Source organism: Microbulbifer sp. NBRC 101763, from assembly GCF_040371615.1.
In the GTDB taxonomy this organism is placed as follows: Bacteria; Pseudomonadota; Gammaproteobacteria; order Pseudomonadales; family Cellvibrionaceae; genus Microbulbifer; species Microbulbifer variabilis.
The window spans coordinates 454,858-478,556 of sequence record NZ_BAABQV010000002.1; the positions used below are offsets into that span (position 1 = coordinate 454,858).

Here is a 23,699-nt window from a genome sequence, read left to right on the forward strand (position 1 = left end):
GGTTTCATCCCGGCATGCCGCGCCAGTGAGGGCGGGTGGGAGTGAATAGCAGGGATAGCCGCTCAATTAGCAATTGATAAATTTATCCAGAGTTAACAATGGAATTAAATACGGTTGAAGAACTGATCGATGATATCCGCCAGGGCAAAATGGTGATCCTGATGGATGATGAAGATCGTGAGAATGAAGGTGACCTGGTGATGGCGGCGGAGCAGGTACGCGCCGAAGACATCAATTTTATGGCTACCCATGCCCGCGGACTGATTTGTATGCCCATGTCCAAGGAGCGCTGTGAGCAACTGGACCTGCCGCTGATGTCGCGGGAAAACGGTGCCCAGTTCAGTACAAACTTCACCGTATCTATTGAGGCTGCTGAGGGGGTTACTACCGGTATTTCTGCCGCAGATCGAGCGCGCACCGTACGCGCCGCAGTGGGCAGGAATGCCAAGCCCAGTGATATCGTACAACCCGGCCATATTTTCCCGATTATGGCCCAGCCTGGTGGCGTATTGAGCCGCGCGGGCCATACCGAGGCAGGCTGCGATCTGGCGCGTCTGGCGGGTTTTGAGGCCGCCGCTGTGATCGTTGAGATCATGAATGAAGACGGCACTATGTCGCGCCGCCCGGATCTGGAAAAGTTTGCTAAGGAACACGATCTCAAGATCGGTACTATCGCCGACCTGATTACCTATCGCGCTTTGAATGAAAAGACCGTTGAGTGTGTTAATGAGCGCAAAGTGCGTACCGAATTCGGTGAATTCAAATTGCGCACCTATCTCGATAAAGCACGACGGGAGAGACATTTCGCATTTATTAAAGGGGATCCCACTCCGGAAGAGCCGACTCTGGTGCGGGTGCATGTGGGCAATACACTGCGTGATGTACTCACAATTCGCCGAGGCGACGAAAAATTTGTCCCCTGGACTTTCCGCCGCGCAATGCAGCGTATTGAGAAAGAAGGTAAAGGCGTTGTGGTGCTTATCTGCCACAACGAAACCACCGAAGAGATTGAGGAAAGTATCGACTGGCTGATCAGCGGCAAGCAGCAGCGCCCCAGCCAGGACCTAGTCTACAAGCAGGTGGGCACAGGTTCTCAGATACTGCGTGACCTCAAGGTACGCAAGATGCGCCTGATGAGTGCACCGTTTAAGTTCAGTGCCATTTCCGGATTTGAATTGGAAGTGGAAGAGTATCTGAACGCCGAAGAGTAAATAGAGCTGTAACGTCGACAAGTACCGGCGTTATAGAAAGAAATATGGACTGGAAATTATGAATAATATTCAAGTGATCGAAGGGGATTTTGTCGGCAGCACTGGCAAGTATGCGCTGTTGGTCAGTCGCTGGAATAGTTTTGTCGTTGAGAGCCTGAAAGATGGTGCACTGGATACCCTGCGTCGCAAGGGCATCAAGGATGAAGATATCACTATCTACTATGCGCCGGGTGCTTTCGAATTCCCATTGGCCGCTCAAAAATTGGCTGAGACTAAGAAGTTCGATGCCATTATTGCCCTGGGAGCGGTGATTCGTGGCGGCACCCCACATTTTGAATATGTGGCTGGCGAGTGCACCAAGGGCCTGGCCCAGGTATCACTGAATACCGGTATCCCGGTAACTTTTGGTGTGCTTACCGTGGACTCTATCGAACAGGCGATTGAGCGATCCGGCACCAAGGCTGGTAACAAGGGTTGTGAGGCTGCCGAGACGGCTCTGGAAATGGTTTCCCTGCTCGGCAAAATTTAAATTGCCGAAGTGCCGGCCTATTTTGCCGGCACCCCCATTCTGTGAAGTATCTACCGGAAAAAACAATGACCGTAACTGCATCCGCTCGCCGCAAGGCGCGTCACTACGCCATGCAGGCGCTCTACCAGTGGCAGATAGCCGGCGCCAGCCTTAATACGATTGAAGCCGAGTTTCATGCTGACAACGATATGAGCAAGACCGACGTGGAATATTTCCGCGATATTTTCCACGGTGTTGCCAAGAATCTGGACGAGGTTGAGAGTGCTTTCACTCCGCACCTGGACCGTAAAGTGGATGAGCTCGACCCAGTTTCCAGAGCCCTTCTGCGTATGTCCACCTACGAATTAAAAAATCGTATTGATGTGCCCTACAAAGTTGTCATTAACGAAGCTGTAGCTTTGGCGAAAAAATTTGGTCCTACCGATGCCTTCAAATTCATTAACGGCATCCTGGATAAAACAGCTGCGGATCTGCGTGCGCCAGAAGTGGCGGCGGACAAGAAAGCCTGAAGCAGAAAATGGGAGCTGCTCCGGGCGAGTTTGAAATTATTCGTGACTTTTTTGCCAGTGCTCCGCAAGGGCAGGGTGTGGTTCTGGGAATTGGTGATGATTGCGCTTTGCTACAGGCTCCCAGCCAGGGCCAATTGGCTACGTCTATGGATACTTTGGTGGCGGGTCGACATTTTCCCGCCGAGGCCGACCCGGCGGCGATAGCTGCCCGAGCGCTGCGGGTTAACCTCAGTGACCTGGCTGCCATGAATGCCCGGCCACTCTGGTTTACTCTGGCGCTTACCTTACCTGAAAGTGACGCTAACTGGTTGCGCAAATTTTCCAGTGGTTTACTGCAAACCGCTGCGCAGTTTGGCGTTTCCCTGGTGGGAGGAGACACTACAGCCGGTCCTCTGTCGATTACTATCCAGGTGATTGGACAGACTGCCCGGCCATTGCGCCGTGATGGTGCCGGTTGTGGAGATTCTATTTATGTTAGTGGCCCTCTGGGGGCGGCAGCTGCTGCCCTGCCGGTAATTCTCGGTGATCAGCGGGTGCCAGCTGAGGTGCAACATCAGGCTGAGCACGCCTTTTATTTTCCCGAGCCGCAGTTCGCCACTGCGGCAGCGATTTCTGACTTCGCCAGCAGCGCTTTAGATATTTCCGATGGCTTGATAGCAGACCTGGCCCATATTTGTGAGTCCAGCCACGTCAGCGCTGATATTTATCTGGAGCGCCTGCCTGTTTCTCCCATAGCGCAGTCACTTGCTGGTGCGAATGCCCTTTCTTTATCTGCTGGTGGTGGCGATGATTACCAGCTTTGTTTTACTGTGCCCCCGGAAAAGGTGGAATCAGTGGAAAAGCTGGAGTTAGGAGTGACTGCTATTGGGACTCTAAGTGCTGGCGCTGCCGAAGTGCGTTGCTGGCACAATGGTGAGCCCTGGCAAGCGCCGTCAAAGGGCTACCAACACTTTTGAACTGGCACTTTTAATGAGTAGAGAACGCCACTAGAGGCCTTGGATACAAACACTATGAGTGGAAAGAACCCGACTTTTTCCCAGCTCCTGCGTGACCCCACCATGCTACTGGCCTTTGGTTTTGGTTCCGGCCTCGCTCCAAAGGCGCCTGGCACCTTCGGCACTTTAGTTGCGATTCCATTTTGGTGGTTAATGCAGGGGTTGTCGCCAGCCTGGTATTTAGGGATTGTTCTTCTGGCGGGCCTGCTGGGCTGTTATTTATGCGGTGCAGCTGCTCGCAAGCTGGGTGTCCATGATCACGGTGGGATAGTCTGGGATGAAATGGTGGGTTACTGGCTTACCATGTTTTTGGCCCCTGCAGGTTGGGCGTGGGCCCTGTATGGCTTTGTGCTTTTCCGCATATTTGATATTGCAAAGCCCCCACCCATCAATTGGGCTGATAAGAAAGTGCGAGGTGGCATCGGGATTATGCTGGACGATATACTTGCTGCCGTTTACGCAGGTCTGGTGTTGCAACTGACTGCCTGGATACTGGGAGCCTAGCGGGATAAGGAAGACGCGATGCGCAGCTACATACTGTTCTTATTTGGCTTTCTGATTACCGCCGAGGTAGGAGCACAGCAGGTACAATTGAGAGGCCTGTTCGGCGATAGAGCCTTATTGGAAATCGATGGTCGCCAGCGAATTTTGAAAAGTGGTGATAAATCCCCTGAAGGCGTCCTTCTCCTGGAGACAACTAGCAGCCACGCACGTATCAATGTTGCTGGTCGAGAACAGAAACTCACCCTGGATGCACCTATAGCGGCGAGCTATGCCAAAGCGGATAAGGCGGAGGTGCGGCTCTCCGCTGATAGCCGAGGTCACTACAGTACAGATGCTTGGGTGAACGGAATGCGGGTGCCGATGATGGTGGATACTGGAGCAACCAGTATCGCAATCAATTATCCTACTGCGCGGCGCCTGGGTTTGAACCTCAGCTCAGCTAGAAAAATACCCATTTCTACTGCAAATGGGATGACGAGTGCATACCTGATAAATCTCAGCAGTGTCACTATCGGCGGTATTAAACTGCACAATGTCGCGGCCACTGTGCACTCTGATGATTTTCCCCGTGTCGTCCTTTTGGGAAACAGTTTTCTGGGGCGGGTAGATATGGAACAGCAGAGTGGCGTACTGATATTGCGTGCTCGGAACTGAATTGAAGAGGTATTAAGTTGACCATTCGATATGTAGAGTCCTCAAAGCTGCCCACATCCTGGGGAATGTTTGAGATGCACGGTTTCGAGGAAGTGGAAACCGGTAAAGAGCACGTGGTGCTCACTATGGGGGATTTCGACACCAATGAACCCTTGTTAGCCCGCATTCATTCAGAGTGCCTGACCGGAGATGCGCTCTTCTCACTGCGCTGTGATTGCGGTGCCCAGTTACAGCATGCGATGCATCGCATCGCGATGGAAGGGCGCGGAGCGATTTTTTACCTTCGCCAGGAAGGTCGTGGCATCGGCCTTTTAAACAAGATTCGCGCTTACCACCTACAGGATTGTGGTGCGGATACGGTGGAAGCCAACGAGCAGTTGGGCTTTGGTGCTGATATGCGGGATTACTCTATTCTGAAAGCGATGATCGAGCATCTGGGAATCCATGCTATTCGTCTGATGACCAATAACCCGCGCAAAGTAAAAGCGTTGGAGGATTTGGGGATTAATGTGACTGAGCGCTTGCCGCACCAATCCGGACGCAATCCCCACAATGCCAAGTATTTGTCCACCAAGAAAGGTAAGCTTGGTCATTTGATTGAAAATGAGGATGAAGAAGGAAAAGAGGGAAACTAACTTTCACTTCTCTTTAAGTATCCCAATAAAAAAGGCCGGAGTTATCCGGCCTTTTTTATTTTGTAGAAATTATTTAAAGCTGAGCTCGGATATTTCAAACTCGGTTTTAAACTATTCAGAGGCTTTTAATTCTTAAAGACCTTGCCCCCTTTCATCACAAAATCCACATCTAAAAGTTCATCGATATTATCCAGTGGCGAGCCATCGGTGGCGATAATATCGGCATACTTACCGGACTCAATGGTGCCCAGTGAATCGCTCATATCGATCAGGTCGGCGGCGTTAACGGTAGCGGATTGCAGGATGGCCATATTATCCATACCGGCTTCACTCATCAGGACCGCCTCGCGGGCATTGATGCCGTGTTTGGATACACCTGAGTCGGTGCCGAAAGCAATTTTTACTCCGGCATCGACCGCTTTACGGAAATTGCCGCGCATGTCCGTGCCAACACGTATGGCTTTTTCCTTCTGAGCCTCAGATAAAACATCGGTATTTTTTGCCAGCTGTACCACGGTATCACCGGCGAGAAGGGTCGGAACCAGGTAGGCGCCGGTTTCTTTAAATAGCCTATGGGCGCGGGGGCCCGCGTAGGTGCCGTGCTCAATACTGTCTACACCAGCCTCCAATGCGGCAATAATGCCTTCTTCCTGGTGCGCATGACTGGCTACCTTGCGCCCCATACGCTGGGCTGCCAGGACCACCTCTTTTAGCTCATCCATTTCCATCTGCTGGCCGGTACCTGTAGCGCGATCGGTAAGTACACCACCGGTAGAGGTAATCTTGATAAAGTCAGCGCCGTATTTGATCGCATGACGGGTCGCACGGCGGCAATCGTAGGGGCCGTCGCATACAGTTCTGGTTTTGTCGTCATGCAACGCCATTAACTCGGGGCTGACCCCACTGATATCTGCATGCCCTCCGGTAATACCCACTCCGCCGGCTGCAATAATACGTGGGCCATCTACCCAGCCATTGTTGATTGCATCGCGCATTGCATACATTTCTTCACCGCTATTACCCGCATCGCGCACAGTGGTGAAACCAGATTTCAGAATACGCATGCCAAACATTTGCGAGCGCATTTGGGTCAGTGGCATGGACATCTTAAGGGTTTCGGAATCATTTTGGGGTCCCAGCTCATTTTGCAGGTGAACGTGCATATCCATTAAGCCCGGCATTACGAAGCTGTCCCTAAGATCAATGACTTCGGCATCATCTCTGTTCACATAACCAGGGCTGATGGAAGTAATCCTGCCATCCTCGATTATTACGCTTTGCTCTTTTAAAGGTTTTTTACCGGGAACAGCGAGGAGTGTGCCTGCGTGGATAATGGTTTCTGCCAGCACTGAGGAAGAGAAAAGAGTCACTGCGATACCGCAGAGAAGGAAACGCTTCATGATTTGTGTACCTATTTATTATTTAAGCACAAGCTAAATCAATCTGCGGAATATGACAATTATGGGGTTATTACTTGGCGAGAGCCGGAAAAAAGTTTCTAAAAAATCCAAAAAAAGACCGGAAAATCCGGCCTTTTTTAATCTGCAGAGAATTAATATCTGCGGCGTGGCTGCACAAATACTGCGGTAGTTCGGCCGGGCAGAGTAAAGGTGCCGCTGCTCCTATCAAATTTCACTTTGTACAGGCGTGAGTCTACAGAGCGACGCTGACGTGGGTGCTTGAACAGGTACTCACCGATGAGGTTTTCGCTGCTAAATTCCAATGATTCGTCATCGCCATTAAACAGCACCACAATACGTTCAAAGCGGCGATCGATGTTGCCATTGGCATCGGATAACTCCATCACAATCAGCCCAGGAATCTGGCCGGGTCCGGTGTTGAGGAAATTGAGGTGTGCCTCTACGGACTCTGCATCAGACAAGCGGAACAGGGGAGAGCTGTTGCGAATCGCCAGCTGCTCGCGGAATAGAGCGGAGCTCCACAAGCGGTGCCGGCGCTCGGGAGCCAATTCCGGGTTTGCCAGTAAAGGTTGCATCAGGGACCAGTTATCTTCGTTTTTATCCGCGATAGGTAAACCCGCACCCCAATTATCGGTGGCGAGGCTGAAGTCCAGTGCATTAAACCAGTCACCGGAGTTGTAACTGTCCCGATCCATCGACTTTGAGCGCAGGAAATCCTGGCCTGCGTGGATAAACGGCACTCCCTGGGCGAACAGAACCAGGGAATTACTGAATGCCTGGATACGCACTCGTTCAGCCAAGTCGGCGCTGTCGCTGGCTTTGATCTGTACTCCGTCGAACAGCGTCTCGTTGTCGTGGGCGGCAATATAATTAATGGATTCCTGCGGGTCGGCGGTATAGCCGGTGGGCTGGCCGTTATAGTCCAGCTCGCTGCCGGTAATGATATTGCCGTTGGCATCTTCAAAAGGATAACCCGCCAGGTTGCCGGCGAGGGAAACGCGGACTTTATCTGCCAGGGTTAGCAGTGTGGCACGCTCATCTTCTCCCTCAAACTTGCCGTTGCTGTCGGTGAACAGACCGGTACCAAAGCCCTGCTCCTCAAAGCCTCCGAAGGGGTTGCCGCCACGCACGGAATCGCGCAGGCGATCGTTAAAAGTGCCTATACCGCTGCCCGCCATATTGCCCTGGCGGGCCTGTACAAAGCGAGCATCGTCAGCCACCTCGCCAAAATTCCAGCCCTCGCCGTACAGGTAGATAGCGTTGCCATCGACACCATCGGCTGCCGGGGTCAGTGATTGCAATGCCGCTTGCGCCTTGAGGATATTGTCGAGGCTGTGGTGTCCCATCAGATCGAAACGGAAGCTGTCCACCTTATAGGCCCGGGACCAGGTGACCAGGGAATCGATCATCAGCTTTTCCATCATGGCGTGCTCACTGGCGGTATTGGCGCAGCAGCTGCTCATTTCCACACCGCCCTCCAGATTGCGGCGGTGATAATAGCCGGGGACGATTTTATCGAGTACGGAGTTGTCGTATTGGCCATAGGAGCTGGTGTGGTTGTAAACCACGTCCATCACCAGCCGCAGGCCGGAGTGGGATAACCCTTGCACCATTTGACGGAATTCGCGAATGCGCGCAGGTCCATCGGGAGCGCTGCTATAGCTGCCTTCGGGGACCGTGTAGTGCAATGGATCGTAGCCCCAGTTAAAGCCATCGGTATCGCGAACAGAATCCACCTGGGCCTGCTGCTCGCGGCTGTCCGATGCGTAGTCTGAGAGGTCCGGGGTTTGCTGCTGCTGCGTGCGATCCTCATTGACTGTGGCAAAGTCAAAGGCCGGCAGCAGGTGGATATGGGTGAGGCCGGCGCGGGCCAGTTTATTGAGGTGGCGCATGCCGTCGCTGTGCTTGCGGGTGAAAGCCTTGAAGGTGCCGCGCTCTGCTTCGGGGACAGTTTGATCCGCAATACTGAAATCGCGTACGTGCAGCTCGTAGACACTGATATCTTCCGGTTGGGTTAACTTGGGCTTGCGCAGGCGGTCCCAACCGCGCGGCTTCAGGTCCCGGTCATCCAGGTTGACGATCTGGCTTTTGCCGCTATTGATGGAGAGACTCAGGGAGTAGGGGTCGGTGACCAGGTTGGTTTCAATCTGGCGGCTGAAGTAGGAGTACACCTCGACCTCGTAGAGGTAAAAGCTGCGGTCCCACTGCTTATCGATATCGGCACTCCAAACCCCGGTAGATTCATCGCGCAGCATGGATACCACCTGATCGGCGCTATCGCTGCTGGAGTCTGTAAACAGGTGCAGCTTTACTGCCTGTGCGGTGGGTGCCCAAAGATCGAGTTGGATACTCTCCTCGCCGACACGGGCACCGAGTTCACCGTCGTAGTAAAAGCGGTCATCGAGCGCACCTGCCATCTGCACACCAGTCGCATCCAGTAAGTTGCCCTCCGCATCGTAAGCGGCGAGGGCGAGCTGCTGGGCGACCAGATCACTGGTGGAGGCCTGCCCTGGCAATTGCCAGGCACTGAAACTGGCCAGGTGTGGGAATTTTTGTTGGGCGCTGTCGGGCAGGGTGGCGAGAGGGGTGAGATCGATGGTGCCATCGGAACGGATATCACCGTCCTCCAGTTTTAGCTCGGCGCTGTTGCTGTAGTGCAATTTAACCTTTGCACCTTCCTGCACCTGGATATCCCAGGCAAAGCTGCTGGTATCCACCCAGTGCGCTTTATCGCTGCTCAGGTCACCCTTGGCGAAGCCGTCGCTGCTGACGGTGACTTCTTTACTATTCGAATCAAAAGCAAAATAGATTTCGTCGTAATCGACGGCCACGGTAAAGCTGACGTTGGCTCCACTGTTGCCGTAGCTCTCCTCCCAGCCTTCGTGCAGGGCTACCTTGAATTCATAGGAACCGGCAGGCAGCGCAGAGGTGATAAAGGTGTAGGTGCCATCTCCATCGGCATCCTGCATCCAGCTGCGCAGGCAACCGGGTTGCCAGTCTCCCGGGCACCCCAGCAGGGATTGGAAGTTGCCGGCTACAGTGGCGATCACGCTATTGTGGTTGTCGGTGATCCAGTGACTCTCGTGGTCGTAGATAAATTTAACTTCGCGAGCCTCATCCAGGCTAAGGGAAATATTACCGCCGTCCTGCTGGCCGCCCCAGCCATAATTTTCATCCCAGCTATTGTTGAGAGCGGCTTTGTACTCCCAGTTGCCGCCGGGTATCCAAAAGTTGCCTTGCCATTTGTCGTCTTCGCTGTCATAGCGGAGCAGGGTGGCGACACAACCTGGTTGCCAGTCGCCATCGCAGCCCAGTTGGCTTTGTAGGTTGCCGGGAATATTGACCTCTGTGGGATCTGGTGTGTCAGATGCCCACACCGGTATTTGGATGGAGCAGAAGACAGCCCCCAGAATCAGCCCCGCCCTTGTGCCGGGTCCTGTAAATTTTGTTGTTGGCATAGCGCTTCCCATTTTTTGTTGTACTTGTTGCGGTTCTCTCAGTTGGTATTGAATCGCAGTCACGCATTGACGGCCTCCCACCCCGAGGAGGTGGAGGTCTGGGGGAGGTGGTTGGGGGTGTCATAAAACCTTTATAGATTCGTCACTTGGTGGAAATACCCGCAGGAGAAGATGCTTCTCGAGTAAACGTGATGGCGAAAGAAAAAGCCGGATCTATACTCAGCTGATCGGGTTATGGTGAGTCGAGAAAGGTGATGCACTCGCTGTAATCGGATTCGAAGGCCGGCTTTTGCCGGCTTTGCTTTTTGTGGCGGGGCAATTACTGAGAGGCTTCCCGGGATTATCCTTGCTCCTATCCCCGGGTAGTGCTAATTTGCCCATAACCCGCCAGGTACTATGGCGGAGTCCAGAACTCAATAACTGCGGAGGATGATTGATGATTGTTGCAACCCTCCGTCGGGTCCAGTAGCAGCCTCCAGCTGCCCACGCCCGGCGATAGATTCCTAGACGTCGGGCTTTCCCTGAGAAAGCTCTGTTGGCCGCGTATCTGCGGTCGCTTGGTGCTTTGTTGCGCCCAGAGGGTTTCAATCTTGAGTAAATCTCACTTTACCCGCCGGTCTGTTAACAGATTCGGCACTAAATCCCCATCTATCAAAATTGAGCGGGAAGCTTCTCCGCTACAAAAGCTCGGCTGGAAGTCTTTTTTCCAACAGCAGGTGACGCTCGAAGAACTCGAACAGTGTTTGCCGCTGCGGGTTATGGCTGTACACCGCGGTCGCCTGGAATTGGCCGGCGAGCAGGGGGCTGTGTCCCTTCCCCTAACCGGGAGTCTTGTGGCTAATTTGCCGACGGTGGGGGATTGGCTGTTGTTAGAGAAGAGCAGTGGATATTTTGTGCGTTTGTTGAGCCGCAGCAGCCAGTTTGAGCGCATGGCACCTGGGGGGCATCAGGTGCAGATGATCGCTGCCAATGTCGATAGTGTTTTTATTGTTTCGTCCCTGAATGAGGACTTTAACCTCTCACGTATTGAGCGCTATTTGGCTCTGGCACGGGAGTCCGGTTGCCGCCCCCACCTGATACTGACTAAGGCCGACCTGTGTGAAGATACTGCCCCTTTTCTTCAGGCATTGCGCCCATTCGGTGAATTACCTGTTGCAATGGTAAATAGCCTGGATCGAGAGAGCGTGGCACAGCTGCGCCAGTGGTGCTTACCTGGGGAAACTATCGCGCTGTTAGGTTCTTCTGGAGTGGGTAAGTCCACTTTGCTAAATGCGCTGTCTGGCGAATCTCTGGCTGAGACTGGGACCATTCGTGAAGCTGACAGCAAAGGGCGCCACACCACACGGAAACGCTCTCTTCACTCCCTGAGTTGGGGGGCGCTGTTACTCGATAGCCCTGGAATGCGGGAGCTGGGGTTGGTGCATGTTGAAGGTGGCGTGGCGGAGACTTTCTCCGATATTGAGGCCTTGGCCAGGGAGTGTCGCTTCTCTGACTGCCGGCACCAGTCAGAGCCAGGCTGTGCGGTACAAGAGGCGATAACGGGCGGTTCGCTGGATGGGCGGCGCCTGCGCAATTGGCAAAAACTGCAACAGGAACTAAGCCGTAACGGTCAAACTCTGGCGCAGAAACGGGCGGGGGAGAGAGCGCTATCCCAGATGTATCGATCTGTGCAAAACCAGGCGCGTAAGCGCAAGTATCACGGGGAGGATGGAAAGTAACTCCTGAATCTCTAATTTTTATAAGTGGTATGTAACCAGGGATAGAAGGGCAGCATTAGCTGCCCTTCAAAACTGTTATGTAAGCTAGCGAGCCAGTTTTAATGTGACAACCCCGACGATAATTAGCAGTACCCCGAGATATCGACCGAGGCTGGCCGTCTCACCAAAGAAAACGATTCCCATCAGAAAGGCACCGGCCGCTCCGATACTTGTCCAAACCGCATAGGAAACTCCAATGGGGATTTCCCGCTGGGCCAACCACAGTAAAAATCCGCTGAGGCCAATAAACACAACAGCCATTACAACACCCAGCAGGCGGGTAGATACCTCCTGGGATATTTTCAGCCCCAGTACCCAACCAATCTCACAAAGACCAGCCAACAATAGGTAGAACCAGGCCATGCTTTTCCTCTTTAAAACGTAATTTTTAAAAAATTCCTATTTCATTCTCCTTTTGGAGGTTAGGTCGGAGAATAGCTAACTGCCACTTTACTTAAGAGTTTAGAGAAAATTGATCGACTAATATGCCGGTGGGGTGTCGCTACTGCGTGTTTTTACATTGGCACAGGTTTTGACTGGGAGCTTGATAGGCTAAGGCGGAAAGGGGAATTTGATAGTGGGAAGGGAGAGAATGGGAAAACTCTGCCCAGGTCCTGTATGGTTGACTGTAATCGAAGGAGAATCAAGCTGGAAGCATGTTAAAAAAAATCAAGAGTCTGGGGCTAATACTATTGTCGGTCAGCCAGGTGGCTTGGTCCGACCAAGCGAATATCGAATCTGTCGTCGTTACAGCTAGTCGTGTTGAAAAACAGCTTCAGGAGTATCCTGAAAGCTTCTCTATGGTTGCCGGTCAGGAATTAAAGCTGATTAAGCACAATCATATCCAGCAAAGTTTAGCGCGAGTCCCTGGGGCCAATGTGGCAAGAGGCAACGGTCTGGAATATTTGCCCGCATTGCGTTCGCCAGTACTGTCAGGGGCTGGAGCCTGTGGCAGTGTGCTGACAATGGAGGATGGCATCCCTCTGCGGGCAAATGGATTCTGCAATATAAATGAGTTGTTTGAATCCCATAGTGAAGTGGCACAGCGAGTTGAAGTTATTCGCGGACCAGCCGGCACTCTGTATGGTTCCAACGCTATGCATGGTGTCGTGAATATTCTGAGTCCGGAAATTGAAGAAAATACAAAAGCCTTTTCTGGAACTTTAGGTTTTGAAGGTGGCCCCCATGATTACTATCGAACCAGTATTTCAGCTGAATCTGATCTTTCTAACGAAGGCAGAGTACGAGCAGATCTTTCCCTGGCATCTGATGGGGGTTATAGGGACCACTCTGGTTATGACCAGCAAAAGCTCAGTCTTTTGCACTCTGTTTCTACAGCGCAGACACAGATCCGTTCTCGTCTGGCAGTCACGAATTTAAATCAGGAAACAGCGGGTTATATCGAAGGACACAATGTCTATCGGGATGATCGGAGGGACAGGGAAAACCCGAACCCAGAAGCATTCCGCGATGCCTCCGCGGTACGGCTTTACTCTATTCTCGATATTGATTTGGGCTCGGGAAAAAAGCTATCACTGGCCCCTTATCTTAGAAAAACAGATATGCGTTTTCTACAGCACTATTTACCGGGGCAGGCGTTGGAAGAAAATGGCCAGGAGAGTATCGGCCTGCGAAGCAGCTATTTCTTTACCAGGGCAGGCAACCTGGAAATAGTAATGGGGCTAGATATGGAATTTACCCAAGGCTATTTACGAGAACTCCAGAAAGAGCCAACAGAGGGATCGGGTTTTTTACGGGAGACTATCCCCGTAGGTAAGCACTATGACTATCAAGTAGATGCTTACAGCGTTGCCCCTTTTACTTTGGCTACCTGGAATGCTACCGATACTTTAAAGCTCTACAGCGGCGTACGTTTAGAATCGGTACAGTATGACTACAATAATAAAATGCTGTCTGGCCGTACGGCCGAGGATGGTCTCCCTTGTGGCTTTGGTGGCTGTAGGTTTAGCCGGCCAGAAGACCGCAAAGACAGCTTCCAGAATTGGTCGCCCAAACTAGGAGCTACTTACGATCTCAAACCTGGCTTGCAGTTTTTTGTCAATATGGCCCAAGGATATCGGGTTCCCCAAGCAACAGAACTTTATCGTTTACAGCGAGAACAAACTGTTGCCGAATTGGATTCCGAACAAATCAGCAGTATTGAACTGGGGGTGCGAATTCTTAAAGAGCACCTTTCCTATGAACTTGTGGCTTATGGAATGCGCAAGCGCAATGTAATTTTTCGGGATACGGAGTACTTTAACCACTCCAGTGGGAAAACCTCACATCGCGGTGTGGAGATGGCGCTTGGCTATGCATTTTCCCAGAGCTGGCGACTGGAGACATCCTCCAGTTATGCGGAGCACCGCTACCGTGATGAGCGAGAGCTGCAGGGAGTGTTACTGGATGGCAATCTTGTGGATTCAGCCCCCAGGGCTTTCGGTAGCTATCGCCTGCAATGGCAACCCCGGCAAGAGATAACCGCTGAGCTGGAATGGTTACATCAGGCGCGCTACTTCACAGATCCCCAAAATCAGCATGAATATTCCGGGCACAATTTGTTGAACCTGCGGGCCGAGTGGGTATTTGATCGCTGGGCTCTTTCTATAAGGGCGTTAAACCTTACCAATAAGGCCTACGCAGAGCGAGCGGACTACAGCAGCTTTGTTGGGGACAGATACTTTCCAGGGGAGCCACGCTCAATATATTTGTCAGTATCTTCCGAGTGGTGATTAGAGGGCTTTTAGCGGAGACTTCAGTCATAAAAAAGGGCAGGGAATTCCTGCCCTTTTAGTTTCTCTAGCCCGCCGATGCTTGCGATGTTGCTGGGGGAGAAGCCTGAGCCGATGCAGAGCCCTGACTTTCAATCCAGCTGTTCATTCGTGTCTCGAGAATATTTAAGGGCAGCGCGCCGGCGCCAAGAAGGGCGTCGTGGAAGCTGCGGATGTCAAAATTATTGTCTAGCTCTTCTTCTGCTTTTGCACGTAGCTCTTTAATTTTTAACTGCCCTAATTTATAGGCCAGTGCCTGTCCTGGCCAAACCAGGTAGCGGTCAATTTCCACGGTGACATCGTGCAGAGGCTTGGCACTATTTTCCATAAAATAACCAATTGCCTGCTCACGGCTCCAGCCCAGTTGATGCATGCCGGTGTCTACAACCAGGCGCACGGCGCGCCACATATCGTAGGTCAGTGCACCAAACTCGCTATAGGGATCTTTGTACAAACCCAGGTCATATCCGAGGCTTTCGGAGTAGAGGCCCCAGCCTTCTACAAAAGCGGTATAGAGAGCCATACGTCGTAGTGGGTGAATATCACTTTGCTCCTGGGCCAGGGCAATCTGTAAGTGATGGCCAGGCATTGCCTCGTGTACCGTCAACGCCTCCATTTCCCACTTGGGCCGGCTGGGCAGGTTGTAGGTGTTGGCAAAGAAAATACCTGCGCGGCCAGCCTCGTTGGAGCCTGGCAGGTAATAGGCCGTGGTTTGTGACTGCTCCGAGTAGCTGGGAATGGGTTTAACTCCATAGGGCAATCTGGGCAGGGTGCCAAACAGCGCGGGCAGCTCGCCATCAATGCGCTTGGCAATATCCCGGTAGTCTCTTAACAGGGCCTCACGGCTGGTGTGGTAAAAGCGTGGATCAGTGCGCAGGAATTCGGTAAAGGCCTTGAAGTCTCCCTGGAAGCCAGTCTTTTGCATGACAGCTTGCATCTCTGCACGGATACGCTTGACTTCGGCCAAGCCTATGCGGTGGATTTCCTCAGGGCTTAGTTCTGTAGTAGTGTTTTGCTCAACCTTATAGGCGTACCAGCGCAGGCCGTCATTGCGGCTGCTAAGAGCGATATTTTTCTGCGCACCGGGGATATAGTCACGCTCGATAAATTCAGCCATTTTCCGCCAGGCCGGCGTTAACTGCTTGTTGTAAATATCCAGAGCACGTTGGCGCAGGCTCTGTTGCCTGGCAACCGGAATGCCCTTTGGCATGTCTGCGAAGACCTTGAGCAGCGGGCTCTGTTCCGGAATTGCTGGAATCAGGGCGCGGATCTGCCTCGGTAAATCACGCAGGGTAATCTGTGGTGGAGTAATTTCCCTCCTGAGCCCCTCACGCATCAATTCCTGGGTTTGCTCAACCAGGGTTGGCAGCTTCTCCAATCGAGCCAGGATATCCTCGTAATCGGCCACCGAGCGGCGCGGCATACTAATTAGCACAGCTGGCACGCTGCGCTGGATACCGCTCATATGGGTCACAGGCTGTAGGTGATCGGGAAACTGGAAGCCTTTTACTTCACCGAGTAAATCCTGGTAAAGCAACTGGTAGTCCAGTTGTTGCTTTTCGGGCAACTCGCTGGCATCTAGATTGCGAGTAGCACCTAAAAGTCGACGGGTCTGTTCCTGCCGAACTTCGATGCCTCTCTTTGAGTTGTCCACCCAGCGGTCATTCTGTCCGGGGTAGCCTTCGTAGGTGGCCATGCTGGGATAGCTTTCCATAATCCACCGGTAGCGGAAGTCTTGCAAAGCTATCAACTGCTCCGAGGCATTCTCAGAGGGAAGGGCTTTAAAGGCCTTTCTGAAAGCTTTCTGGTCCATGGCGGTAGCACTGAAACTGGCAAGCAGGCCTATGGAAGTGACAAGGGCTTTTTTAAAAAACGACATCTTTCCCCCGAATCCAAGCAGAAATTGATAGAAAAAGGGCCAGTAAAAAGCCCCAGTCGCGCCCGCAGTACCTGAATAAAGCTGGACACACTATTGAAGTTATTGGTTCGTTGGACTGGGAAGGTCCTGGAACGAACCCGATTAGTTGGCCGCTGCCGTGCGCCCCTTGAAGTTGTGTTGGTTAAGTATCTGCAGTCGGCGATGTATCTGCTCTTCAATTCCGGCAGCATCAAGACCGATTCCGGCAAGCAGGTCCTTATGCTTACCGTGCTCGATAATTTGGTCTGGCAGACCTAACTGCAATACAGGCATGGTTCTGGCAGTAGTATTAAGGTACTCAAGCACTGCGCTGCCGGCTCCACCGGCAATGGTGTTCTCTTCGATGGTCACCAGCAATTGGTGGCTATCCGCCAGCTCGTCAATGAGCGACTCATCCAATGGTTTGACCCAGCGCATATCGGCGAGAGTGGCGCCAAGGCGCTCCGCAGCTGCCATAGCGGGGGCTAGCAGGGTACCGAAATTCAATATCGCCACGCCGCTGCCCTCGCGGAGTAAACGGCCCTTGCCGATGGGAAGCTCTCGCATCTCTTCTTCGATCGTAGCGCCCATGCCGGTACCGCGCGGATAACGCACAGCGGCGGGGCCATTGTGGCAGTAGGCGGTATACAGTAACTGGCGGCACTCGTTTTCGTCGCTGGGCGCTGCGATGGCGAGATAGGGCAGGCAGCGCATAAAGGTCAGATCGAAGCTGCCTGCATGGGTTGGGCCATCTTCACCAACAAGGCCGGCGCGGTCGATGGCGAAGGTGACATCCAGGTTTTGGATGGCAACATCATGCACCATTTGGTCATAGCCGCGCTGCAGGAAAGTAGAGTAAATGGCCACAACCGGCTTTTGGCCCTCGCAGGCGAGGCCGGCGGCGAGAGTAACAGCGTGCTGCTCGGCAATGGCTACGTCTTGGAAGCGCTGTGGAAAACGTTTGGAAAACTCCACCATGCCGGAGCCCTCACACATGGCGGGTGTAATAGCTATAAGCCGCTCATCCTGGGCGGCAGTGTCACACAGCCACTGGCCGAAGATATCCTGATATTTGGGCAGCTTCTTTTTGCCTGGCACTGCAACTTGAACTTTACTCTCCGGTTCCAGTTTGTTCAGTGCATGGTATCCGACAGGGTCGGCCTCCGCCGGACCGAAGCCCTTGCCCTTGGTTGTGGCTATATGCAGTAGCTGGGGACCGGGCTGGCTGCGCAGGTTGCGCAGGGTGTGCACCAGATCGTGCATATTATGGCCGTCCAGTGGGCCGACATAGTTGAATCCCAGTTCCTCGAAAAGTGTACCAGGGGTAATCATGCCCTTGACGTGCTCTTCTGTACGTCGTGCCAGCTGCCAGGCCTTGGGTATCGCAGACAGGATCTTGCGGCTGCCCTCGCGCATATTGAGGTAGGTCTTGCTGGCAAGGATCTTGGCAAAATAGGTGGCCAGTCCGCCGACGTTTTTCGAGATCGACATACTGTTGTCATTGAGAACAACCAACATATCCCGACCGGTATGAGATGCGTGATTGAGCGCCTCGAAGGCCATACCTGCGGTCATGGCGCCGTCTCCGATAACCGCTACGACTTTACGCTCATCGGGGGAGCCCAGGGCCATACCCAGGGCCGCGCCGATAGAGGTACTGGAGTGACCGACTCCGAAAGTGTCGTAGGGGCTCTCGCTGCGCTTGGGGAAGCCTGATAGGCCGCCCTGCTGGCGCATGGTGAGCATCTGTTCGCGGCGACCTGTGAGAATCTTGTGCGGGTAGGTCTGGTGGCCTACATCCCACACCAGGCGGTCTTCTGGAGTGTTATAGATATAGTGGAGGGCGATAGTCAGTTCCACCACGCCGAGACCGGCGCCGAAGTGTCCGCCGGTTTGGCCGACACAGTACAACAGGTATTCGCGCAGCTGGTTGGCGAGTTCGGGCAACTGGCGTTCGTCAAGCGCGCGCAGTTGGGCTGGCTCGTCGATAGAGTCGAGCAGCGGCGTATGAGGGCGTGAGCGTGGAATGTCTTCGAGCATCAATCGTATCAATGGCTACAGATAATGATAGTGAGGGGGATTGTATGCCCGTGACAGGCATATTGCATCCCAAAGGGGGACGGACGCCCCACTCTAGTGGCTGCGCTGGACGATATAATCAGCGAGCTCTCGCAGTAATGAGGTATCGCCAGGCAGTGTAACCAGGGCATCAAGGGCCTGGTTGTGCAGTCCCTGCAACTTCTCCCGAGCGCCATCTACGCCAAGAAGGGAGACATAAGTAGGTTTGTTCAGCAGCGCGTCTGCACCCTGGGGCTTACCCAAAACCTCAGTATCTGCAGTGATATCGAGGATATCGTCCTGTACCTGGAAAGCCAGGCCAATAGCTTGCGCATAGTGACTAATAGTTTGTAGCTGGACACTGTTGGCGCCACCGAGTAGAGCACCCATTCGTGCACTGGCGCAGATCAGCATGCCAGTTTTCAGGCGATGCATAGGCTCCAGTTGTTCCAGAGTAAGGGTTTTGTTTACAGAGTCCAGGTCGATAGCCTGGCCCGCAACCATTCCCCGGCTGCCAGACGCTGTCGTCAGCTCCTGTAAAAGTTGTAACTTGAGTGCAGGCTCAGTGTTATCTGCCAGTAGCAGTTCAAATGCTTGGGTTTGAAGCGCATCGCCGGCAAGGATTGCTGTGGCTTCGTCAAAGGCGATATGGCAGGTAGGGCGGCCCCGGCGCAGATCGTCGTCATCCATTGCTGGTAGGTCATCGTGGACCAGGGAGTAGGCGTGGATACACTCTAGGGCCGCCGCGGTTGCATCACATTTAGCTGGATCAAAATCTACTCCATAAAAGACTTTGGCACTGGCATATACCAGGGCCGGACGCAGGCGTTTGCCTGGGCCCAATGCGGCATAGCGCATAGCCTCAAAGAGTTTTTCGGCATTGGGGGCAGGTTGCTTGAGGACTTCCTTGATTCGTGCTTCAACCCTTGTGGCTGCATCATGGAGAAAGGCCCGCAGTGTTACGGGTGCGGTTTTACTACTCACTCAGGCATCATCCGCGGAATCATCGGTATCGAATGGTAGCTCGCGAATATTACCGCTCTCTTCCATCAGCAGTTTGACCTTCTGCTCGGCGCTGGCCAGTTTTTTCTGGCACTCACGGGTGAGCTTTACTCCACGTTCGAAGTCAGCCAGGGCCTCTTCAAGAGGCAGGTCTCCGGCCTCAAGGCGTTCCACCAATTCTTCCAGGGCCTCCAGGCTTTCTTCAAAAGTTGCTGATTTTTTCTTTGCCGCCATAGCATCGCCTCTTAATTCCGAGGCAACCTTAGCCGCTGGCGCGACAAGGGTCAATTAGAGTGCACTCGCTTCCTAGTAGCTGAGCTATCTCAGGGCCTCGAGAGATAACAGGTAATGGGCCAGTGCTTTTTTCTGCTGATCCGTAAAGTTGTATCTAGGCATAGGAGGCGTCGGTGCATCGAAATAACTGGCAAGTGTCTCCAAAGTGTATTTTTTGCTCAGCTCTTTCAAGGGCACTTGTTGTTGGTGGCAATGAGCGCAGTCATGATCCTGGTAGAGGGCTTTGCCTTCGCGAGCGGCGTCGGAGTCTATTGTAGGTGGTTTTCTGGGAGTATTATTAGTGACCTTGAGAGGATAGGGGGCCGAGGCTTTTAGCATGCTACCGGGAGACAGGTGGTAAATCGCCCCGGCGTAGTCGTCGGTAATATAAATTGAGCCCTGGCTATCTTCAGCAATGGCCACTGGTCGACCAGAAACTTCTTTGCGATCGTCACTGAGAAACCCCCAAAGGAAATCCCGCTGGGTGATATCCCCACTTTCATCCCAGTGTAGGGATACCACTTTGTAACCGTCTTTGACGCTGCGATTCCAAGAGCCGTGCAGGGCTACGAGAGCTGCCCCCCGGTAGTTTTCCGGTTGTTCCGGGCTGCGCAGGAAGCGAATACCCAATGGCGCATTGTGTGCGGCAAATTCGTGTACCGGAGGAACTGAGGATGCGATCATCTCTTTTACTGTCGGGTTTTCATCACCAATGAAATCTGGGTCGGGTATCCGGTCTCCATAGGCATAGGGCCAGCCATAGAACTTGTCTGGCCGAATTAGGTTGAGCTCATCGGGTGGGAGGTCGTCGCCGAGCCAGTCGCGGCCATTGTCTGTGGCATATAAACCGCCATCTTTTGGGGACCAGTCGAATCCAACGCTATTGCGAAGTCCAGTGGCAAGGATTTTAAAGTCACTGCCATCTGGCCGCATACGCATTATCGTGGCGCGCCGTGGGTCTTTCTCGATGCAGACGTTGCAGCTGGAACCGCTGCTCAGATACAGCCAGCCGTCTGGACCCATTTCAATGGTTTTGGTCCAGTGACCGCTGTCCTCCAGGTTTTCGATAATCCTTTGGTAACTTCCAGCAAGGCGCCCATCGGAATGATCGAGTGGAACCCGCCCAACGGCATCGCTCTCTGCGATATAAAGCCAGTTTTCATGTAGAGCTAGACCGTGGGGCCGGTTTAAGTTATCGATTAATACCCGCTGGGCATCCGCTTGTCCGTCGCCGTTACGGTCTGGGGATAGCAGAGATACCTGTCCCTTTTTTGGCTGCGAGACGAGGATGTCGCCTGAGCGGGTGATCACCAGCCAGCGTGCCCCGGGAACATCGTCGGCAAATAGTTGAAGATTGTATCCCTGAGCGTTTGAGAGCCCACTTAAAACCTGCTGCTCGGTAGTTTTAATGCCACCAAAAAGTTGGCGCCAAGGAACACTTATTCCTGAAGCAACTGCGGATAAGGCGCCTGAAACTACAGCGGTAAAGATAAGCAAAAAAATTAGCGTATATTTCAACGTTATTTTCCCTAATTGGATTGCACTTGAAATAAAGGTGTTTATAGTGGCCGCGCTCACCTAATTACCCTTGTTTTACCACAGCGTGTCTACAGGGTCTCCCCCTCCTTTGTGAAGGAAATATTTCACTTTGTGAGATATGTCTTACACAAATTTCAGCAGATTACCCCTACTTTTTTCTCGCTTGATGTCCATAATTAACTGGCAGGGACGCAAAAGGGACTGCACCTCTGCGGCAAAGGATAAATGGATTGCGCCGCTCGCCCTAAGGATATGGGCACCATCCTGTGAGACGCACCGCCCGGGCCGGATTGCCTGGGCGGTGTTTTATTTATTGTGCCCAAACTTCCTCACATTTTTATTTAAATAAAATCTATTAATGTTTTTCTTTTCCACTCCTCGGACGGTTTAAGAGAGTGAGTTTACTCTTGATGGTGGCTTCAGCTGTCTGGAATTTGTAATATTTATCCGCTTTAATAATGATAGGCCGGCCAAAATTGCTCGGGCTGGCGGAGGGTGGCGCATTCAGTAATCTACTTTCAGCAGTGCCCATTTTGCCCCAGACATCATCGAGTTGTTGGGGTGCTGTTTTCTTGTCGGTGAAATTATTAGCAGGTTATTGCACTTTTCCTGTCATAGTTTTTATTTTTTCAACACTGAAATCTCTCTTACAGATTGAATCCCATCCCAAACCTTTCTATCCGACCTATCAAGGTTGCCTGTATACAAACAGCCAATTTTTAAAATTATTTAGCCTGCTGGCTGTGATGACTTTCGATATGAGTCGGGTTTTTCCGTTTGACTGCGGGGAGGCGAGGTCATGCAAGCAAGAATTTTACGCCTGAATTTGGCAGGGCAGCCACTGGAATGGCTTACATGGCAGGAGGCTTCCTGCCTGTATGTGCGGGATTTGGTCACATGGTCACTCGGGGGGATTGTGCAGCGGGTACGTGGTGGTTTCAATCGTAGCGGTAAGCGTTCCACATTGGATCTGGCGGCAATCATTGCCTGTGGTGGTGCCAGAATGGCGCGCCCGCGCATCCGACCTCCACTGACAAACCGGGCGCTATTTTTTCGTGATGCTCACACCTGCCTGTACTGTGGCGTGCCCTTTAAATCTATCGATCTGACCCGTGATCATGTTATGCCTGTATCCAAAGGAGGCTTGGATTCCTGGGAAAATGTGGTAACAGCTTGCAGGCGTTGTAATCAGCACAAAGGAAGCCATTTGTTGGAAGACATTGATATGGAATTATTGGCATTGCCATTTTGCCCAAATGCGGCGGAATACCTGGCGCTAATTAACAGTGAGCGTATTCGAGGTGACCAAATGGAATTCTTGCGTGGTCAGTTCTCTCGGCGCAGGCAGCAGGGATGGTTACACCTCTGATTGGCAGATAGATTGAAAAAGTAAAATAAATGTCAGATATAAAAAGGGGCCTATTGCCCCTTTTGGTTTTTCAGATTTCGAACGGTTAATAACTATTTTCTAACTACCGATCCTGTATCGATTCAGATACTGCAGCACGAATCAGGCCTGTCAGGTATTCGGTAAAATCGTGGCCATAGTTCTCCATCATTTTTGGGAACATGGAGTTGGGTGTCATACCTGGAAAAGTGTTTACCTCATTGAGGTAAAGCTCGTTATTATCGGTCAGGAAAAAGTCGATACGGGACAAATCTTTTAGCTTTAAGGCTTTAAAAGTACGCATCGAAACTTCTCGAATCCATTCCAGCTGTTCTTCGCTCAGTCCCTCCGCTTCAATAAAAGTTTCAGCGCGGCTGCCAGCAGCATATTTTTCCTTATAAGTGTAAAAAGTATCTGATGGAGCGCGTACTTCGCCGGGACGAGTGGCGATTAGCTCTTGCTCAAAGGTATAGACTGCCACTTCCAGTTCACGCGCATTCAAGGCTTTTTCTACCAAAACATAGGGGGAGAGAGTAAAGGCTTCTTCAATTGCGCTTACTAATTCTTCCTTGCGAGTAATTTTGAAGCAACCTACTGAGGAACCCTGGTTGGAGGCCTTTACAAATATCGCCTCCCACTCCTCCAGCGCTGCGTGAGCTTTATTCAGCTCCTCAGCTTCCATGCTGTGCAAAAAAAGATAGGGTGTGTTGTCTATTCCCAGCGCACTCAGCCACATCTTGGTTTTGATTTTGTTAAAGCAAATTTTGCTGGCTTCAGGTGCGGACCCGAAGTAGGGGATACCAAACATATCCAGCTGGGATTGCAGGTCACCTGTCTCACCGGGGTAACCGTGAATGGAGGGAATAACGTAATCGACGTTCCAGGCATTGCCCTCTTCATCACGAATCTTGCGATCGTAAAAGATATGGTAAACCCGGCCCTGTTTATCGGTGAGGCAGCCACTTGCATCCATTTCCACCCGCTTCAGGGCAATATCTTCGGCTTGTGTCAGCTGCGCTTCAATAAAATCCGCGGTACGCAGGGACACTTCGTGCTCGCTGCCGCCACCGCCACAGATAAGCAAAGTGTTGATCATAGA

At 52.4% G+C, this 23,699-nt stretch carries 19 protein-coding genes; 10 read left to right on the plus strand and 9 right to left on the minus strand.

Features of this window, described 5'->3' with window-relative positions; all coding sequences use genetic code 11:
• Nucleotides 1-98 precede the first annotated feature (98 nt).
• From ribBA to ribA, 7 genes are all read left to right on the plus strand, one after another.
• Nucleotides 99-1,211 carry a bifunctional 3,4-dihydroxy-2-butanone-4-phosphate synthase/GTP cyclohydrolase II gene (gene ribBA, locus ABWV76_RS07340; protein ID WP_020414509.1) on the plus strand — a complete coding sequence of 371 codons (1,113 nt, stop codon included), beginning with the start codon at nucleotides 99-101 and terminating at the stop codon, nucleotides 1,209-1,211.
• A gap of 58 nt (nucleotides 1,212-1,269) precedes the next feature.
• Nucleotides 1,270-1,740, plus strand: a complete 471-nt coding sequence (gene ribH, locus ABWV76_RS07345) for a 6,7-dimethyl-8-ribityllumazine synthase (protein ID WP_020414510.1) — start codon at nucleotides 1,270-1,272, stop codon at nucleotides 1,738-1,740.
• A gap of 65 nt (nucleotides 1,741-1,805) precedes the next feature.
• Nucleotides 1,806-2,249: a transcription antitermination factor NusB gene (gene nusB, locus ABWV76_RS07350; protein WP_282952413.1), complete on the plus strand. Its 444-nt coding sequence runs from the start codon at nucleotides 1,806-1,808 to the stop codon at nucleotides 2,247-2,249.
• Nucleotides 2,250-2,257: 8 nt separating this feature from the next.
• Nucleotides 2,258-3,205, plus strand: coding sequence for a thiamine-phosphate kinase (thiL, locus tag ABWV76_RS07355; protein ID WP_353375647.1), 948 nt, complete (start codon nucleotides 2,258-2,260; stop codon nucleotides 3,203-3,205).
• Nucleotides 3,206-3,259: 54 nt separating this feature from the next.
• On the plus strand, nucleotides 3,260-3,748 hold the full coding sequence (locus tag ABWV76_RS07360) for a phosphatidylglycerophosphatase A family protein (RefSeq protein WP_353375648.1): 489 nt from the start codon (nucleotides 3,260-3,262) through the stop codon (nucleotides 3,746-3,748).
• Between the two features lie 18 nt (nucleotides 3,749-3,766).
• The gene (locus ABWV76_RS07365; RefSeq protein WP_020414514.1) at nucleotides 3,767-4,402 is read left to right on the plus strand and encodes a retropepsin-like aspartic protease family protein; all 636 of its coding nucleotides are present in this window, start codon (nucleotides 3,767-3,769) and stop codon (nucleotides 4,400-4,402) included.
• Between the two features lie 17 nt (nucleotides 4,403-4,419).
• Complete coding sequence (ribA, locus tag ABWV76_RS07370; protein WP_026305223.1) at nucleotides 4,420-5,037, plus strand: GTP cyclohydrolase II; 618 nt, start codon at nucleotides 4,420-4,422, stop codon at nucleotides 5,035-5,037.
• 125 nt (nucleotides 5,038-5,162) lie between these two features.
• Here ribA and ABWV76_RS07375 read toward each other — a convergent pair whose 3' ends face one another.
• Together ABWV76_RS07375 and pulA are read right to left on the minus strand one after the other, a co-directional pair.
• Nucleotides 5,163-6,437, minus strand: a complete 1,275-nt coding sequence (locus ABWV76_RS07375) for a metal-dependent hydrolase family protein (RefSeq protein ID WP_353375649.1) — start codon at nucleotides 6,435-6,437, stop codon at nucleotides 5,163-5,165.
• Nucleotides 6,438-6,589: 152 nt separating this feature from the next.
• Nucleotides 6,590-9,916 carry a pullulanase-type alpha-1,6-glucosidase gene (pulA, locus tag ABWV76_RS07380; protein WP_353375650.1) on the minus strand — a complete coding sequence of 1,109 codons (3,327 nt, stop codon included), beginning with the start codon at nucleotides 9,914-9,916 and terminating at the stop codon, nucleotides 6,590-6,592.
• A 590-nt stretch (nucleotides 9,917-10,506) separates the two neighbouring features.
• On the opposite strand from pulA, the gene rsgA reads away from it, so the two are divergent.
• Nucleotides 10,507-11,634, plus strand: coding sequence for a ribosome small subunit-dependent GTPase A (rsgA, locus tag ABWV76_RS07385; RefSeq protein WP_353375651.1), 1,128 nt, complete (start codon nucleotides 10,507-10,509; stop codon nucleotides 11,632-11,634).
• A gap of 84 nt (nucleotides 11,635-11,718) precedes the next feature.
• Here rsgA and ABWV76_RS07390 read toward each other — a convergent pair whose 3' ends face one another.
• Nucleotides 11,719-12,036, minus strand: coding sequence for a DMT family transporter (locus ABWV76_RS07390; protein WP_020414519.1), 318 nt, complete (start codon nucleotides 12,034-12,036; stop codon nucleotides 11,719-11,721).
• Between the two features lie 293 nt (nucleotides 12,037-12,329).
• On the opposite strand from ABWV76_RS07390, the gene ABWV76_RS07395 reads away from it, so the two are divergent.
• The gene (locus tag ABWV76_RS07395) at nucleotides 12,330-14,405 is read left to right on the plus strand and encodes a TonB-dependent receptor (protein WP_353375652.1); all 2,076 of its coding nucleotides are present in this window, start codon (nucleotides 12,330-12,332) and stop codon (nucleotides 14,403-14,405) included.
• A 67-nt stretch (nucleotides 14,406-14,472) separates the two neighbouring features.
• Here ABWV76_RS07395 and ABWV76_RS07400 read toward each other — a convergent pair whose 3' ends face one another.
• The 5 genes from ABWV76_RS07400 to ABWV76_RS07420 form a co-directional block, all read right to left on the minus strand.
• Entirely contained in the window at nucleotides 14,473-16,323 is a 1,851-nt protein-coding gene (locus ABWV76_RS07400) for a DUF885 domain-containing protein (RefSeq protein ID WP_353375653.1), read from the minus strand.
• Nucleotides 16,324-16,464: 141 nt separating this feature from the next.
• Entirely contained in the window at nucleotides 16,465-18,381 is a 1,917-nt protein-coding gene (dxs, locus tag ABWV76_RS07405) for a 1-deoxy-D-xylulose-5-phosphate synthase (protein ID WP_353375654.1), read from the minus strand.
• 93 nt (nucleotides 18,382-18,474) lie between these two features.
• On the minus strand, nucleotides 18,475-19,383 hold the full coding sequence (locus ABWV76_RS07410) for a polyprenyl synthetase family protein (protein ID WP_020414523.1): 909 nt from the start codon (nucleotides 19,381-19,383) through the stop codon (nucleotides 18,475-18,477).
• Nucleotides 19,384-19,635 (minus strand): exodeoxyribonuclease VII small subunit, encoded by a 252-nt coding sequence (locus ABWV76_RS07415; RefSeq protein WP_020414524.1) that lies wholly within the window; start codon nucleotides 19,633-19,635, stop codon nucleotides 19,384-19,386.
• Between the two features lie 84 nt (nucleotides 19,636-19,719).
• A complete protein-coding gene (locus ABWV76_RS07420; protein WP_353375655.1) occupies nucleotides 19,720-21,192 on the minus strand; it encodes a DUF7133 domain-containing protein in 1,473 nt (490 codons plus the stop codon).
• A gap of 820 nt (nucleotides 21,193-22,012) precedes the next feature.
• Here ABWV76_RS07420 and ABWV76_RS07425 point away from each other — a divergent pair.
• Entirely contained in the window at nucleotides 22,013-22,582 is a 570-nt protein-coding gene (locus ABWV76_RS07425; protein ID WP_353375656.1) for an HNH endonuclease, read from the plus strand.
• 103 nt (nucleotides 22,583-22,685) lie between these two features.
• On the opposite strand, the gene ABWV76_RS07430 is transcribed toward ABWV76_RS07425, so the two are convergent.
• Nucleotides 22,686-23,696, minus strand: coding sequence for a D-alanine--D-alanine ligase (locus ABWV76_RS07430; protein ID WP_353375657.1), 1,011 nt, complete (start codon nucleotides 23,694-23,696; stop codon nucleotides 22,686-22,688).
• Nucleotides 23,697-23,699 lie beyond the last annotated feature (3 nt).

Coding starts and splice junctions, on each gene's coding strand:
- ABWV76_RS07395 (WP_353375652.1), top strand. CDS start 12,330: ATGTTAAAAAAAATCAAGAGTCTGGGGCTAATACTATTGTCGGTCAGC.
- pulA (WP_353375650.1), bottom strand. CDS start 9,916: ATGCCAACAACAAAATTTACAGGACCCGGCACAAGGGCGGGGCTGATT.
- ABWV76_RS07365 (WP_020414514.1), top strand. CDS start 3,767: ATGCGCAGCTACATACTGTTCTTATTTGGCTTTCTGATTACCGCCGAG.
- ribBA (WP_020414509.1), top strand. CDS start 99: ATGGAATTAAATACGGTTGAAGAACTGATCGATGATATCCGCCAGGGC.
- dxs (WP_353375654.1), bottom strand. CDS start 18,381: ATGCTCGAAGACATTCCACGCTCACGCCCTCATACGCCGCTGCTCGAC.
- thiL (WP_353375647.1), top strand. CDS start 2,258: ATGGGAGCTGCTCCGGGCGAGTTTGAAATTATTCGTGACTTTTTTGCC.
- ABWV76_RS07400 (WP_353375653.1), bottom strand. CDS start 16,323: ATGTCGTTTTTTAAAAAAGCCCTTGTCACTTCCATAGGCCTGCTTGCC.
- ABWV76_RS07430 (WP_353375657.1), bottom strand. CDS start 23,696: ATGATCAACACTTTGCTTATCTGTGGCGGTGGCGGCAGCGAGCACGAA.
- nusB (WP_282952413.1), top strand. CDS start 1,806: ATGACCGTAACTGCATCCGCTCGCCGCAAGGCGCGTCACTACGCCATG.
- ABWV76_RS07375 (WP_353375649.1), bottom strand. CDS start 6,437: ATGAAGCGTTTCCTTCTCTGCGGTATCGCAGTGACTCTTTTCTCTTCC.
- ABWV76_RS07360 (WP_353375648.1), top strand. CDS start 3,260: ATGAGTGGAAAGAACCCGACTTTTTCCCAGCTCCTGCGTGACCCCACC.
- ABWV76_RS07425 (WP_353375656.1), top strand. CDS start 22,013: ATGCAAGCAAGAATTTTACGCCTGAATTTGGCAGGGCAGCCACTGGAA.
- ABWV76_RS07415 (WP_020414524.1), bottom strand. CDS start 19,635: ATGGCGGCAAAGAAAAAATCAGCAACTTTTGAAGAAAGCCTGGAGGCC.
- ribH (WP_020414510.1), top strand. CDS start 1,270: ATGAATAATATTCAAGTGATCGAAGGGGATTTTGTCGGCAGCACTGGC.
- ABWV76_RS07390 (WP_020414519.1), bottom strand. CDS start 12,036: ATGGCCTGGTTCTACCTATTGTTGGCTGGTCTTTGTGAGATTGGTTGG.